The organism is Citrobacter freundii complex sp. CFNIH2 (assembly GCF_002880615.1).
GTDB classification, from domain to species: Bacteria; Pseudomonadota; Gammaproteobacteria; order Enterobacterales; family Enterobacteriaceae; genus Citrobacter_A; species Citrobacter_A amalonaticus_F.
In genome coordinates this window covers 1,265,321-1,279,891 of sequence record NZ_CP025757.1, presented here as the reverse complement: position 1 = coordinate 1,279,891, position 14,571 = coordinate 1,265,321, and the positions used below count along the sequence as shown (strand labels likewise).

Genomic DNA, 14,571 nt, shown 5'->3' with positions numbered 1-14,571 from the left:
ATTGGGTATGAAGGGAGAAAATAATGAACGCACTATCATATTGTCTGGTCGTGGTGATCTGGGGTACCACGTGGATCGCCATTTATTTACAGCAAGGCCCGGTTGCAGCCCCCGTCTCGATTTTCTGGCGTTTTGCGGTGGCGACGGCGTTGATGATGTTGATGATGTGGATTCGTGGAAAGCTACGAACGCTGTCGTTACGTGACCATCTGTTTTGTCTGCTGCAAGGCAGTTGCGTCTTTTGCTTTAACTTCTGGTGTTTTTACACCGCGGCCGCCTGGATCAATACCGGGCTGGAATCGGTAATTTTTTCCATGGCGGTGCTGTTTAACGCGGTGAACAGCTTCTTTTTCTTTGGGCAAAAACCTCCGCTGCGGTTTTACTGCGCCGCCGCGCTGGGACTGACCGGTATCGTCACCCTCTTCTGGCAGGATCTGATGAGCAGCGGTTTTAGCGGCTCGCTGCTGCTGGGCATCGCTCTGAGCGCATTGGGGACGTTTGGTTTCTCGCTGGGAAATATGATCAGCCTCCGTCATCAGAAAAATGGTCTGGAAGTGATGACCACCAACAGTTGGGCCATGCTGTACGGCACGCTGCTGATTGCAATGATTGCCCTTCTGCGTGGGGATAACTTCACCCCGCAGTGGACCTTCAGTTATCTCGGCGCCCTGTTGTATCTGGCCGTTTTCGGATCGGTCATCGCCTTTGGCGCGTACTTTACGCTGGTGGGGAGAATTGGCCCGAGCAATGCCGCGTACAGCACGCTGCTCTTTCCGCTGGTTGCGCTGTCATTTTCCACGGTTTATGAAGGCTATATCTGGCAGATGAATGCAGTAGTTGGACTGCTTTTGATTCTGTCAGGTAACCTGGTGATGTTTGCCCGCCCACCGGCACTGTTGCGTCGCAAGATGGCATAAAAAAACGCGCCATCAGAACGATGGCGCGGCGTAATTATTTCCGGTTTATGTCAAACATGGTGGCGTCAGTCGCCATGTCATCAACCACTTTCTTCAACGTCTCAAACGCCATCGGCGTGCTCTGGTTGTTCAGGTCTTTGCCTTCACCCTGACGAACGACTTTAATCACCGGCTTATTGGTTGCCGCGTCGATTAACTCGCCTTCAAAGTAGAGATGGGTGTCCATGGTACGATGACCGGTTGCCATTTGCGTACCGGCAACCACCAGCGCCACAGGCACCACTTCATAGAACTGCAGTCCTTCTTTACTGGTATCCACCCCGGTGATCGCCCCACGGAAAATCAGGCTACGCGGCCCTGGCGTGGTCACCAGCGGCTTACGTTGACCAACGGCGGTTTTCAATTTCGTGTTGGTATAGGTCAACAGCTGATCGAGCACTTTCTGACCAACCTGAGTGGTGGGTTTCGGTGTCGGATAATACGTTATGGGATTCCAGACAATGTTGTCATATTTGGTTTCGCTGTAGCTGGGATCGACCCAACGTAGTACCGGCTGCCCGGTAGCGGATTTTGTTTCCTTAAGACCGGAATAGTCTTTTAAAAACCCAGAATATTTATCTGGCTGTGTCACTTTTGACGCACAGCCGGATAAGGCCAGTAAACCAGTAAGCACTGCAACTTTAAATAAAGTATGAGTACGCATGAAACGATCCCTTAGAATATGCAGATATGCATGTGAAAGCGTAGCAAAGGGAAATCACCTGCGTTGGATAAAAAATGGTATGTCATCCACATTTTTTTCAGAGCGCCCATTTGGCGAAAAAATGCCGGGCGCTGAGGGAGTTAGCGGTTCGGCTAATTAAGCGGTTTTACGCGCCAGCAGCGTGGCGAAACGCAGTTTAATTCGGTTGCCATTCGCATCCGTACGATGCAGTTCACCAACGTCTTCATTATATTTCAGTAATTCCCAGCCTTCGTAATAACGACGAAGTTCCCCTTCTTTAAACGCAAACGGGAATCCGACGGTACACGGAAAATCAGCGGTATCCATGGCAGCCACAATCAGGTTATATCCACCGGGTTTGGTGCAACGCTGCATATTGTCGATTAAACCCGGAATCGTTTTGGCTTCAAGGAACATCATTACCACGGTGGAGAGAATAAAATCATAGTCCCCCTCAAACGTCAGCGCGTTGAGATCCACCACTTTCGCCTGGAGATTGTCCAGCCCTTCAGCCGCTTTGATACGTTCGACGTTCGCGATGCTCATCGGGTTTTTATCCCACGCGGTCACGTCATACCCCTTCGCCGCCAGGTACAGGCTGTTACGCCCATTGCCACAGCCTAAATCCAGCGTTTTTCCCGGTTTGACGACCTTCACCGCCTCGAGAACGTCAGAATGAGTGCGGGTTAAATCGTATTTTTCAGTGAAGTAATTTTCGTCACGAAGGGTCATTTTTTATCCTCAGATTTCAGTAATGCCGCACGCTCTGTGCGAATGAGCAGTTTTCCCTGCATCAGCAGTGCGAACGTACGTACCAGCAATAATGCGATGATAACATTGGTAAAGATAAACAGCGGCACCGCCAGTGTGTGAAAAAAGCCTGACGTGCTGGCGTGGCCGAGATGCAATCCGGTGGTCGCCAGCGCTGACACGCCGAACGAGAAACTCCAGAATGAGGCGTTAAACGGCTGAGACAGATACCAGGGCATCAGGCGGAGCATAAACAGCAGTTGCAGCAGGCCGTAGCCAAACAGCATTTTCGCCAGCGTGTCGCCCTCACCGCCGTTGACACTTAGCCAGGCGCTACAGGCCACCAGCGCAGGTGCAAGCTGGATCCCAAGCGACGTCCGCATGGCAGTGGGTAATTCCCCGGCACTGCGCAGACGTTGCAGAATAACCGGTTCCAGGCTCAGCCAGGAAAAAACGCCGGCCCCTAAAAAGACCAGTCCGGCATCGGTATAACCTAATGCGCCGCAGGCCATCGCGCTGATGAAGTTGTTGGCAACCGTCGGTAAATAGAGTCCGGGCGTTGTCGCCTCTTGCGGATGCGAACCGCGCCACAGCCCGGCGGTCTGCCACGCGGCGTAAACCAGCTGAATAACCACCCCGACGCTGAACAGACCAATCGCCAGCGGACGACACCACGGTACAAAACCAATCGCCACCAGCATCGTGGTGGCCGGAAACAGGCTGACAAAACTGCTCATCACCGGATGGCGAATCTCAGCAATCACACTGTGCGGGAAACGAATCAGACGCGTAATAAACGCCAGCGTCAACAGCCCCCATATCATCATCGCCAGAATCACCAGGCCGTCGCCAAACCAGTGGCTGACAGGCCAGATTTGGCTGGCATAACGCCAGGCAAACCCCATTCCAATCGTCCCCAGGACCATGCCAAAGTAGCCGGCAGGAAGGTTCAGAACACGATCGCTACGCTTGCTGTTACTCATTTTGTTTATTTTTTAAAGTATATTTGAAATGCATTTTATGGAATTTCATCCGTTTTAGCCAGTGCCGCAGAATTTGCTACGGTTAGAGTAAGCCACTAAACGGAATGCCTTCATGCGTAAATACCGACTCAGCGACGAACCGCGCGCGTTCAGCTACCAGGATAATGGCAATAAAATGAGCGTTTTACTACGCCAGATTGTCGCACTCATTGACTTTAATGATGTGAAAGCCGGTGACGCTGGCGGCTGGATTGATGATGAAAGCGTGCTGGACCACGCCGGACACTGCTGGATTTACGACGAAAACGCGTTAGCCTTCGGCGGTTGTACGATTTCAGGGAATGCGCGTCTCACGCAACCCTGCCTCCTGCGCGACAACGTTCACATTAGCGATAATGTCTGGATTGACCACGCTGAACTCAGTCACGGCGCCAGAATCAGTGACAACGTCACGATTCAGTCATCCACGGTTCGCGGCGATTGCCACCTCTTTGGCGACGCGCGAATTCTGCAGCAATCTGAAATCGTCGCGGCACGCGGGCTGACCGTCGAACGCGATCAGATCCTGCAAATCTATGACCGCGCCACGGTCAGCCATTCGCGCATTGTCCATCAGGCACAAATCTATGGCGATGCCATCGTCAGTTACGCCTTTATTGAGCATCGTGCGGAGGTCTTCGATGACGCGCTGATTGAAGGTAATGACGAAAACAACGTCTGGATATGCGATTGCGCGAAAGTGTACGGTCGGGCGCAGGTGATCGCCGGCACAGGGGACGATGCGATCCCCACCCTGCGCTACAGTTCGCAGGTGGCGGAGCAGGCCAGGGTGGAAGGCAACTGCGTGCTTAAACACCACGTTCTGGTGGGCGGGAACGCCGTACTGCGCGGTGGTCCCATTTTACTCGACGATCACATTTTGATTGAAGGCGATGCGCGCATTCTCGGTGAGGTGCTGATTGAAAATCACGTCGACCTCCGTGGACATACCACCGTGGAGGCCGCCGCAGACGACGCCATTCATCTGCGCGGGCCAAAAGTCATCGATGGCGATCAGCATATCACCCGCACGCCGCTGATTGGCTCACTGTAGCGTCGAATCAATGATGCGCGCATACAGGTTAACATCGTCATAGTGACCGTTCAGAAACTCCGCCTGTTTCAGGCAGCCTTCCAGTTCAAAGCCATTACGCTGCGCAACCTGATTGCTTGCCTGGTTCTTTACCCGGCATTTGATCACAAAGCGACGGATTTCGCCGCGCCCGGCATAGTGGTGAATAAGTGCCTGCAACGCGCGCGACAGGATCCCTTTCCCCTGCTGCGTTTCGTCTACCCAGTAACCAATATAGGCCGCTTTGTTCATCGGCTCGATCTGATTAAACGACAGCACGCCCAGCATCTGATCGCCGTCAAAAATGAGGAACATTTTGGCGTAGCCCCGCTGATGCAGCACCATATTGCCCTGCACCGTTTTGCGCGTATCCTCTTCCGTATTGACGTATTGCGGCCAGTCAAAGAACTGCATTAGCCAGGCGCTGTTTTTACGGACCAGTTGATGCAACCCGGCAACGTGGCACTCTTCTACCGCCCGTAGCTGCAGCGTGTCATTGATCTCAATAATTTCGCTCATCCTCTCCTTCCTCCCGCGTTCAGACTTTCATCAGCATTGAGCGTTTTTATTCCACTCACCTCACATTATTTTTTATTTCCTCAGCTTTCACTGTTTCCACGTGAAGCTGCTCACAATTATTCGCCCAGCCAGCGCCTATAAAACGCTCAACGAGTGATTGTTTTATTGTCTACGGAGATCCTTATGTCATTTTCTGTGCAGGAAACACTGTTCTCGCTTTTGCATCTCAATGCCGTTTCCGGGCATGAAAACAGCGTCGCTGAGGTCATGCTACGCGAATTTAAGCGTCAGGCAAAAGAGGTCTGGCGCGATCGACTAGGAAATGTCGTCGCCCGCTACGGCAGTGATAACCCAAACGCCTTGCGACTGATGATGTTTGCCCATATGGATGAAGTCGGCTTCATGGTGCGCAAAATTGAGTCGTCCGGTTTTTTGCGCTTCGAACGCGTGGGCGGCCCGGCGCAGGTCACCATGTCCGGTTCGGTCGTCACGCTCGCCGGGGATAACGGCCCGGTGATGGGATGCATCGGTATTAAGGCATACCACTTCGCAAAGGGGGATGAGCGCACGCAGTCGCCTTCCGTTGACAAACTGTGGATTGATATTGGCGCGAAAGATAAAGCCGACGCCCGGCGGATGGGCATCCAGGTCGGCACACCGGTGACGCTGTATAACCCACCGCAACGGCTGGCGAACGACCTGGTGTGTAGCAAAGCGCTGGACGATCGTCTGGGATGTACTGCGCTGCTGGGCGTCGCGGATGCCATCGGTGCGGCGCCGCTGGATATCGCGGTGTATCTGGTGGCCTCCGTGCAGGAAGAGTTCAACATCCGCGGCATTGTCCCGGTATTACGTCGCGTTAAACCGGATCTCGCCATCGGCATTGATATCACGCCATCATGCGATACGCCGGATCTACAGGACTACTCAGATGTCCGAATCAATCAGGGTGTTGGCATCACCTGCCTGAACTACCACGGTCGTGGCACGCTGGCCGGATTAATTACGCCGCCACGGCTGATTCAGATGCTCGAGCAAACGGCCCTTGCGCACCATATTCCCGTGCAGCGCGAAGTGGCGCCTGGCGTCATCACCGAAACCGGCTATATCCAGGTTGAGCAGGACGGCATTCCCTGCGCCAGCCTTTCCATCCCTTGTCGTTATACCCATTCTCCGGCGGAAGTCGCCAGTCTGCGTGATTTGACTGACTGCATCCGCTTATTGACCGCCCTGGCTGGCCTGCCAGCCGAGCACTTTCCCGTTGAGCCTGACTCAGGCACTACACAAGAGGCAAATCCATTATGAAAAAGATCCTTGTGGCATGCGGTACCGGCATGTCGACGTCAACCATGATTGCGCACAAGTTGCAGGAGTTCCTTGCCGAGCAAGGCATTGCGGCCAGCACCGCCCAGTGCTGTCTCAATGAGATCCCGCTGAATTGTAACGGCATGGACCTGATTGTGACCTCCATGCGCACCAACAACGATTACGGTATTCCCACGTTAAACGGCGCAGCCCTGCTAACGGGAATTAATGACGACGCCTTAAAACAAGAAATCAAGGCACTGTTAACGCAATAACAAGGAGGCACTATGTTTGACTACATCCTGTCTCTCGGCGGTACTGTTTTTGTCCCCATCATCATGATTGTGATTGGGTTGATCTTCCGTATTCCCTGGCTGCAGGCAATCAAGGCCGGGGTGACGGTAGGGATTGGTTTTGTCGGGATGGGGCTGGTGATCGTGATGGCGATCGACAGCCTCAGTCCGCCCATCAAAGTGATGATTGAACGCTTCGGCCTGACCCTGCATGTGTTTGACGTCGGTGCAGGGCCGGCCTCCGGCGTCGGGTATGCCACCGCCATTGGCGCAATGATTATCCCGATCATTTTTCTGCTCAACGTCGCGATGCTGGTCACTCGTCTGACCAAAACCATGAACGTCGATATCTATAACTACTGGCACTACGCCATTACCGGCACCGTGGTCCAGTTAATGACTGGCAGCCTGATTTACGGCGTGCTGGGGGCCATTTGCCACGCGGCGCTGTCGTTAAAAATGGCCGACTGGACGGCAAAACGCGTGCAAAGCATTGTCGGTCTGGAGGGGATCTCGATACCGCAAGGTTATGGTTCCAGTTCCGTACCGCTATTCGTTCTGCTGGATGCTATCTACGAAAAAATTCCGTTCATGAAGGGACGCAACATTGATGCCCAGGAGATCCAGAAACGCTACGGGATGGTGGGCGACCCGGTCATTATCGGCGTCGTGCTCGGCCTGATCTTTGGCCTCGCCGCAGGTGAAGGTTTTAAGGGATGCGCCAGCCTGATGATTACCGTCGCGGCGATTATGGTGCTGTTCCCGCGCATGATCCGCCTGATTGTTGAAGGGTTGCTTCCCATCTCCGACGGCGCACGGAAATTTTTCCAGAAACATTTCAAGGGGCGCGAAGTGTATATCGGCCTGGATACCGCCGTCACGCTCGGCCACCCCACAACTATTGCCGTTGGCCTGCTGCTGATCCCCATCATGCTGATTCTGGCCAGCATCTTACCCGGCAACAAAGTGCTGCCGCTTGCCGATCTGCCCGTCGCGCCGTTCTTTATCTGTATGGCGACGGTGATCCATCGCGGCGACCTGATTCGTACCCTGATCAGCGGCGTGATTGTCATGGTCACCGTCCTGTTGATTGCCACGCAGTTTGCTCCGTATTTCACCGACATGGCGCTTAAGGGCGGCTTCAGTTTTGCCGGTGAAAACGCGCAAATCTCTGCGCTGTCCGTGGGCAACATGTTTGGCTGGTCAATCTCGGAGCTGATGTCGCTTGGCATTATTGGCGTCGTCGTGGCGGTGGGTATCGTCGCCAGCGTCGTGCTGTTCTTACGTAAACGTGAACTATCGGAATAAGGAGTACCTTCATGAGTTGGCTGAAAGAGGTTATTGGAACGGAAAAAGCCGTCATTGCCATGTGTCATTTGCGCGCATTGCCCGGCGACCCGAGCTTTGATGTGCAGAAAGGGATGAACTGGGTTATCGACCGCGCCCGGGACGATCTGCTGGCGTTACAAAATGGCGGCGTGGATGCCGTGATGTTTTCCAACGAGTTTAGTCTTCCCTATCTCACGAAGGTTCGCCCGGAAACCACGGCGGCAATGGCGAGAGTTATTGGGCAATTGATGAGCGAAATTCGCATCCCGTTTGGCGTTAATGTGTTGTGGGATCCGGTCGCGTCGTTCGATCTGGCTATGGCGACGGGGGCTAAATTCATTCGCGAGATTTTTACCGGCGCCTACGCCAGCGACTTCGGGGTCTGGGACACCAACGTCGGCGAGACCATTCGTCATCAGCACCGCATCGGCGCGGGTGAGGTCAAAACCCTGTTCAACATCGTGCCTGAAGCGGCGGTGTATCTGGGCAATCGCGATATTTGCTCCATTGCCAAATCCACTGTCTTTAACAACCATCCGGATGCCCTCTGCGTCTCTGGTCTGACGGCGGGCGCACGCACCGACAGCGCCTTGTTGAAGCGGGTCAAAGATACGGTGCCGGATACCGTGGTGCTGGCGAATACCGGCGTGTGTCTGGAAAACGTCGAGGAGCAACTTAGCATCGCCGACGGTTGCGTAACCGCCACCACCTTTAAAAAGGACGGCGTATTCGCCAACTTTGTCGATCAGGCGCGGGTCAGTCGCTTTATGGAAAAAGTGCATCACATACGGCAATAAAAAAGGGGATAAGCAGAGCGCTTACCCCCGGTAGAACAGCGATCCCTGCCGCCTTCGTCAAAAGTCTCGACGGGGATCGCTATCAGAGTAACCCTAACCGGCAAGGAGTCAACGACTGATGATAAACGATGTTAAGTGGGTACAGGCGCAGCGCGACGCCAGGGACTGGCGTCAGGCCGTCGAAATCGCTGCTCGCCCGCTGATTACTTTTGGCGCTGCGCAACCGGGCTACGTGGACGGTATTATCGACAACACCCTGAGCTGGGGACCGTACTATTTAATTGCCCCCGGCATCGCTTTGCCCCATGCACGGCCCGAACAGGGCGCTAACCGCAATCAGGTCAGCATCACGACGTTAAAAACACCCGTCGCTTTTGGCCATGAGGAGTGTGACCCGGTCTGGCTGCTGCTGTGCATCAGCGCAACGGATGCTAATGCGCATATCCTCACCATCCAGCGCATCAGCCAGTTTATCGATTCGCCTGAACGACTCGCGGCGGTCCGACACGCGCAAACCGACGCCGCGCTGTTCGCGCAGGTTACCGGTTAACGGAGGCGATGATGATTCTGCACCCTTCTCTCGCGTCGGCAGATCCGCTGCACTATGGGGCGACGTTGACCGCGCTGGCCGATGCCGATATCGGCTCACTGCATCTGGATATCGAAGACAGTAGCTTTATCAACAACATCACCTTTGGCCTCAAAACCGTGCAGGCTGTCGCCCGACAGACGGCACATCCCCTCTCGTTTCATTTCATGATTGCCCGTCCGCAGAGTTGGTTTCCCATCCTGGCGGAGCTCAAACCAGCGTGGGTTTTTGTTCATGCCGAAGCGCTGGCATACCCTTCTGAGACGCTGGCAGACATTCGCAAAATCGGCGCAAAGGCCGGCCTGGCGGTGAATCCGGCCACGCCAATTGACGGGTATTGCTATCTGGCCCCGCAACTGGATGCGCTGATGGTGATGACCAGCGAACCTGACGGATTCGGACAACAGTTTATTCCCACCCTGTGCGCAAAAGTCCGTCAGGTACGCGAGTATTTTCCGCAAGCCGCGTGCTGGGCTGACGGCGGCATTACGCTTTCTGCGGCGCAACACCTGGCGACGGCCGGCGCACAACATCTTGTCGTGGGTCGCGCCCTGTTCTCATCAGAGAATTACCACACCACGTTATCCCGGTTTGCAGGACTGTAAGAGGAGATTGCTTCGATGAGCCAACAGCGCCCTGACCGTATCAAACAGATGCTGCACTATCTGTGGCAACATCGTCATCTCTCCACCCAACAGGCCATGGAACTGTTTGGCTATGCGGAGGCCACCGTTCGTCGTGATTTCCAGTATATCGCCAGCCAGTATCCTGGCATGATTCGCGGTCACGGCAGTCTGGATTTTGACGACAGCATGGATGACAAAGAGTATGTTTTCGACGTCAAACGGACGCTGCAGGCGGAGGCGAAAAAAGAGATTGCCGCCCTTGCCCGTACCATGATCAAAGACGGCGACTGTTTCTTTCTCGATTCCGGCTCCACCTGCCTTGAGCTGGCGAAATGTCTGGCCGATGCGCGGGTGAAAGTCATCTGTAACGACATCAAAATCGCCAATGAACTGGGTTGTTTTCCGCACGTCGAAAGCTACATCATCGGCGGGCTTATTCGTCCGGGTTACTTTTCAGTGGGTGAGAGCCTGGCGCTGGAGATGATCAATGCGTTTTCGGTGGAACGGGCCTTTATCTCCTGCGATGCGCTGTCGCTGGCAACGGGGATCACCAACGCCACCATGTTTGAAGTCGGCGTGAAGACGCGGATTATTCAGCGTTCACGAGAAGTGATACTGATGGCCGATCACTCAAAGTTTGATGCAGTGGAACCCCATGCCGTCGCCACGCTCTCTTGTATTAAAACGATTATCAGCGACAGCGCGTTAGCGGATGACATTGTGCAGCGATACACCCACGCGGGATGCCAGCTGGTTTTGCCACATCGTTGAATAACAGGCACAAAAAAGCCGCCTGGGCTGGCGGCTTAGAAACGCGGATTATCCCGCGTCAACACTTTCTTTCTGCAGTATTTTGAGCATATCGTCCTTCAACTGAAGTTTCTGTTTTTTCAGCCGAACGACGTCGAGATTGTATCCCCGACCATCGGAACCTTCCAGCCTGGCAATTTCATGATCAAGGTTGTTGTGCTTTTCGAAAAGCGACAAAAAGCGAGGATTCTCGGATTTCAGTCGGGAAATCAGATCTCTGTATTCTGGAAACATACGCTCTCCCTGTTAGTGATAAACCATGTGTATAAGAAATACACGCTTCCAGCTTACCTATTTGACTTAGGGAAAAATGCGAACAAGATCGTGTTTAATTCCTGAGCAGATATTTCGCGTGCCTGGCTGTTGACGCCCTTCGCATGACGAAGGGCGTTGGCGCAGATTAACGCATCACGCGATCGTCGACGTAGGTCCGTTTATCCGGTGCGGGCGGGAAATACTGATACAGCCAGGTTTCACTGATCGCTTCCCCCTGGCAGCGCAGGAACATACGCATATCCACCGGTTCGGTCGAGTCGGACGTGGGGTACCAGTCAAACTGGATGCGATAGCCGTCAAACGGCTCAACGTAGAGGATCTCGATCTGCTTCGCTTCACCGCTGGACAACGTAATCACCGGCTCAATGCCTTTCGGTGCGGCTGCTTTCAGATCGCCGCCGACGAAATCGACCGCAAAACGTCGCGCCCATTTCTCCGGATAGTGCTCGCCCGGCGCCCAGCCTTCCGGGAATCCTCCCATACCGGTGCGGGTGGCCATCACGCGCGCCAGTGGCGAACGGACCGGCGGCTGTGCACTCCAGTACAGACGGTATTTGTATTCCAGCTCATCACCCGCTTCGATGGCTTTTTCCGGCTGCCAGAAGCAGACCACGTTATCCAGCGTTTCACCGGTCGTCGGGATCTCCATCAGCCCGATAGTGCCTTTGCCCCACTGATTACGTGGTTCAACCCACAGGCTTGGGCGCTTGTTGTACCAGCCCATGATGTCCTGATAGTGGGTGAAATCGCGATCCAGTTGCAGCAGACCGAACCCTTTCGGGTTGTTATCGGTATAGGCGTTAAATTGCAGCTTCTGCGGGTTGTTCAGCGGGCGGCAAATCCACTCACCGTTGCCCCGCCACATCGCCAGACGATCGGAGTCATGGATTTGCGGGTGAATGGTATCGCACATGCGGCGTTCATTATTGCCGCAACTGAACATACTGGTCATCGGCGCGATGCCCAGCTGTTTGATGTCTTTACGAGCATACAGACGGTTTTCAACGTCCATGATCACCTGGCTCTTCTCGCAGTGAATCACGAACTTATAGGCACCGGTGATGCTCGGACTGTCCAGCAGCGCGTACACGGTAAAGGTGGTGGCGCCAGGTTTCACCGTATCGAACCAGAAGGCGGTGAAATCCGGAAACTCTTCCTTGGTGTCAGTGTAAGTGTCAATCGCCAGGCCACGCGCAGAAAGCCCGTACTGGTAGGTATCATCGACCGCGCGGAAATAGCTCGCGCCGAGGAAGGAAACCACGTCGCGACGCGCCAGTTCGGGCGCTTTAAAGACACGGAAACCGGCAAAACCGAGATCGGTTTGCCCTTCCAGTTGTTTGGTATCAACGCCAGCATCATTGTATTTAAACAGTTCCGGGCGGAAGTGAATCTCACGCGCCAGATGGGTGCCGGAATCCACGGAGAACATGCGCACGCGACGACGGAAGCCCATCCCGACGTGGAAGAACTGCGCATCCAGCTGACGGTCTTCGACGTTGTTCCACAGCGATTGCGCGGCATCGTACTGAATGCTGTTGTAAGCCTGCGGCGTCAGATTCGCCAGCGTATTGGGCAACGCACGCGGCACACCGCCCCACGGTTTCTGTGCGAGATCGTGCGCCATCGATTGCAGTACGGAAAAATCAAAGCGGACGGTTTGTCCATCCGCAATGTCGGATTCCGCCGCATAAGCCGCACGGGTGAAAAGTGAAGCAATACCGCTGGTACCGCACACGGCGGCCATTGCCATTGAACCTTTAATAAATCGTCTGCGATTCATACCTGAAAGTAAATCCTTCTGGTCATGTGAAGGGTCCCGCGCTGGCGCTCGACAGCGGCAAGAAGATGCATAATTCTGACCGCTCACTCTAGACAAAATTCATTAAGAATCCAATTGTTGGCCGCTGATTATCGCCACAAAACGGAAAATATTTACTGTCGATGAGAACAGACTGATTCCCACGTAAATTTTCCCGCACAAACTTTCAGCTTTTGCAAAGCTAGTCGAGACTGACGTGCTGGGTCATCACCCGTTTAAAGAGCGAAAGCCGCGCCCGCATAAACCGGTTCTCGACCTTAAAACCGGCAAACTTTTTCAGCCCAATACGTAACACCCGATCGCGGCCCTGAATACAGGCAGGCCAGCGGACCGGGCCATGCAGAACATCGCAGGTCCGACTGGCATGACGGGCAAAATTGACCCAGTAATCCGCAACGTGGACAGCGAAGGCGAGATCGTTTTCGTTCACATAATTTCGCGAAGGTTCAGCGAGCGTTAAGGTATTAAACACGTAAGGCACTTCGTTGCCATGCCAGGCGCCGTTGGCATAGGTGTGATGCTCCGATTCCGCAACGTAATCGAACCAGTAACGCCAGCACGGCTCGCCGACCCGCTGTTGCGCCTGCATCACCACATAGCCTAATGCCGTAAACGCCATATCCCGACACACCTGTCGCCCCAGTTCTTCATCGCCCTTCACGCCCGGATACAGCAGCTTAATCAGGCCGAGTCCCAGCCTGCGTTCACGACGCAGTTTCTGAATTTGTCCGGCAAGATCGACGCCGAAGACGGCCATCACGCTGGCTTCATCGCTGTTAGAGCCAATCATGACGGGCATCGGGTGCTGTCTGGCGGCGAAAAAGACGTCCAGCATCGGCTCCGGCAGTACCGCATCGCCGGAGATAGGTGTTGGCGCAATTTTGTACGGTGCGCCCAACGGCCAGAAAGCGTCGGCCGGAATCGCGCGTAGCTGCGCCGCCGTCGCATTCTGCAAACCGAAGTGTTCAGCCAGCGCAACACCGTTTTCCAGCGCTATTTCACGAGGCGTGTCCGGCAACGTGTAGCCGCTCTGGACAATCGCTTTATGAAACAACCCTTTTCCTCGCGGCGAAGCTAACAGCGAGAGCACGCTACGCGCCCCGGCCGATTCACCAAACAGCGTAACGTTCTGCGGATCGCCGCCGAACGCGGCGATGTTTTCCTGTACCCAGCGCAGCGCGGCAATCTGGTCGAGGAGCGCAAAGTTATTGAGAGCCTCACCCTCTTCACCTTCCAGCGCCGGATGGGCAAAAAAGCCAAGATGACCGAGGCGATAGTTGACGGTAACGACAACCACGTTACGCTTCGCCAGCGCAACGCCGTCGTAAGGCGGCAGATTGCCGGCACCAATGGTGTAGCCGCCACCGTGCAGCCAGACCATCACCGGAAGCGGCTGATGGCGCTCCGCCGGAGACCAGACGTTGAGATAGAGACAATCTTCAGAAAATGCGCCGGGATCGCCGCCGCCCAACTCTTTGCAGTACTCAATATCCTGCCAGCTGGCGCTGGAGAAGGTATTCGCGTCACGAATCCCGGACCAGGGAATGACCGGCTGCGGCGCTCGCCAGCGCCGTTCCCCCGTCGGTGGCGCGGCGTAAGGAATACCGCGCCAGAGATGGATGTCATCCTGTACGACACCCATCAACTGGCCCTGTACCGTTTCAATCAGTGGAATACTGGGATTGACCATGTCCATATTTACCCGTTAATCGCAGATCCCTAC

General features: G+C 54.7%; 16 protein-coding genes. 9 read left to right on the top strand and 7 right to left on the bottom strand.

Annotated elements, in window-relative coordinates; all coding sequences use genetic code 11:
- Positions 1-23: 23 nt before the first annotated feature.
- Positions 24-917 (top strand): DMT family transporter, encoded by an 894-nt coding sequence (locus tag WM46_RS06500; protein ID WP_102601772.1) that lies wholly within the window; start codon positions 24-26, stop codon positions 915-917.
- 34 nt (positions 918-951) lie between these two features.
- On the opposite strand, the gene WM46_RS06495 is transcribed toward WM46_RS06500, so the two are convergent.
- From WM46_RS06495 to tehA, 3 genes are all read right to left on the bottom strand, one after another.
- Positions 952-1,620 carry a DUF3313 domain-containing protein gene (locus tag WM46_RS06495; RefSeq protein WP_061077580.1) on the bottom strand — a complete coding sequence of 223 codons (669 nt, stop codon included), beginning with the start codon at positions 1,618-1,620 and terminating at the stop codon, positions 952-954.
- 156 nt (positions 1,621-1,776) lie between these two features.
- Positions 1,777-2,373 (bottom strand): tellurite resistance methyltransferase TehB, encoded by a 597-nt coding sequence (gene tehB / locus WM46_RS06490; protein WP_061077581.1) that lies wholly within the window; start codon positions 2,371-2,373, stop codon positions 1,777-1,779.
- A complete protein-coding gene (gene tehA, locus WM46_RS06485; protein WP_061077582.1) occupies positions 2,370-3,374 on the bottom strand; it encodes a dicarboxylate transporter/tellurite-resistance protein TehA in 1,005 nt (334 codons plus the stop codon). The genes tehB and tehA overlap by 4 nt, the downstream gene beginning before the upstream one ends.
- Before the next feature lie 112 nt (positions 3,375-3,486).
- Here tehA and ydcK point away from each other — a divergent pair, with 112 nt between their 5' ends.
- Positions 3,487-4,467: a YdcK family protein gene (gene ydcK / locus WM46_RS06480; RefSeq protein ID WP_102601771.1), complete on the top strand. Its 981-nt coding sequence runs from the start codon at positions 3,487-3,489 to the stop codon at positions 4,465-4,467.
- Here the strand turns inward: ydcK and rimL are convergent.
- A complete protein-coding gene (gene rimL, locus WM46_RS06475; RefSeq protein ID WP_102601770.1) occupies positions 4,459-5,004 on the bottom strand; it encodes a 50S ribosomal protein L7/L12-serine acetyltransferase in 546 nt (181 codons plus the stop codon). The genes ydcK and rimL overlap by 9 nt on opposite strands.
- Before the next feature lie 183 nt (positions 5,005-5,187).
- Here rimL and WM46_RS06470 point away from each other — a divergent pair, with 183 nt between their 5' ends.
- The 7 genes from WM46_RS06470 to WM46_RS06440 all read left to right on the top strand — a co-directional run bounded on the left by WM46_RS06470 (position 5,188) and on the right by WM46_RS06440 (position 10,714).
- Positions 5,188-6,309 (top strand): M42 family metallopeptidase, encoded by a 1,122-nt coding sequence (locus WM46_RS06470; RefSeq protein ID WP_102601769.1) that lies wholly within the window; start codon positions 5,188-5,190, stop codon positions 6,307-6,309.
- The gene (gene sgcB, locus WM46_RS06465; RefSeq protein ID WP_102601768.1) at positions 6,306-6,584 is read left to right on the top strand and encodes a PTS sugar transporter subunit IIB SgcB; all 279 of its coding nucleotides are present in this window, start codon (positions 6,306-6,308) and stop codon (positions 6,582-6,584) included. The genes WM46_RS06470 and sgcB overlap by 4 nt, the downstream gene beginning before the upstream one ends.
- 12 nt (positions 6,585-6,596) lie before the next feature.
- Positions 6,597-7,910, top strand: a complete 1,314-nt coding sequence (gene sgcC, locus WM46_RS06460; protein WP_102601767.1) for a PTS sugar transporter subunit IIC SgcC — start codon at positions 6,597-6,599, stop codon at positions 7,908-7,910.
- A gap of 11 nt (positions 7,911-7,921) precedes the next feature.
- Positions 7,922-8,728, top strand: coding sequence for a BtpA family protein SgcQ (gene sgcQ, locus WM46_RS06455; RefSeq protein ID WP_061077588.1), 807 nt, complete (start codon positions 7,922-7,924; stop codon positions 8,726-8,728).
- A 118-nt stretch (positions 8,729-8,846) separates the two neighbouring features.
- Positions 8,847-9,278 (top strand): SgcA family PTS sugar transporter subunit IIA, encoded by a 432-nt coding sequence (gene sgcA, locus WM46_RS06450; protein ID WP_102601766.1) that lies wholly within the window; start codon positions 8,847-8,849, stop codon positions 9,276-9,278.
- An 11-nt stretch (positions 9,279-9,289) separates the two neighbouring features.
- The gene (locus tag WM46_RS06445; RefSeq protein ID WP_102601765.1) at positions 9,290-9,922 is read left to right on the top strand and encodes a ribulose-phosphate 3 epimerase family protein; all 633 of its coding nucleotides are present in this window, start codon (positions 9,290-9,292) and stop codon (positions 9,920-9,922) included.
- 15 nt (positions 9,923-9,937) lie between these two features.
- Positions 9,938-10,714: a DeoR/GlpR family DNA-binding transcription regulator gene (locus WM46_RS06440; RefSeq protein ID WP_102601764.1), complete on the top strand. Its 777-nt coding sequence runs from the start codon at positions 9,938-9,940 to the stop codon at positions 10,712-10,714.
- Between the two features lie 48 nt (positions 10,715-10,762).
- Here the strand turns inward: WM46_RS06440 and WM46_RS06435 are convergent, their stop codons facing one another.
- From WM46_RS06435 to WM46_RS06420, 3 genes are all read right to left on the bottom strand, one after another.
- A complete protein-coding gene (locus WM46_RS06435; protein ID WP_061077592.1) occupies positions 10,763-10,987 on the bottom strand; it encodes a YdcH family protein in 225 nt (74 codons plus the stop codon).
- Positions 10,988-11,153: 166 nt separating this feature from the next.
- Positions 11,154-12,809: a glucan biosynthesis protein D gene (locus WM46_RS06425; protein WP_102601763.1), complete on the bottom strand. Its 1,656-nt coding sequence runs from the start codon at positions 12,807-12,809 to the stop codon at positions 11,154-11,156.
- 220 nt (positions 12,810-13,029) lie between these two features.
- Positions 13,030-14,538: a carboxylesterase/lipase family protein gene (locus WM46_RS06420; protein WP_102603793.1), complete on the bottom strand. Its 1,509-nt coding sequence runs from the start codon at positions 14,536-14,538 to the stop codon at positions 13,030-13,032.
- Between the last annotated feature and the right edge of the window lie 33 nt (positions 14,539-14,571).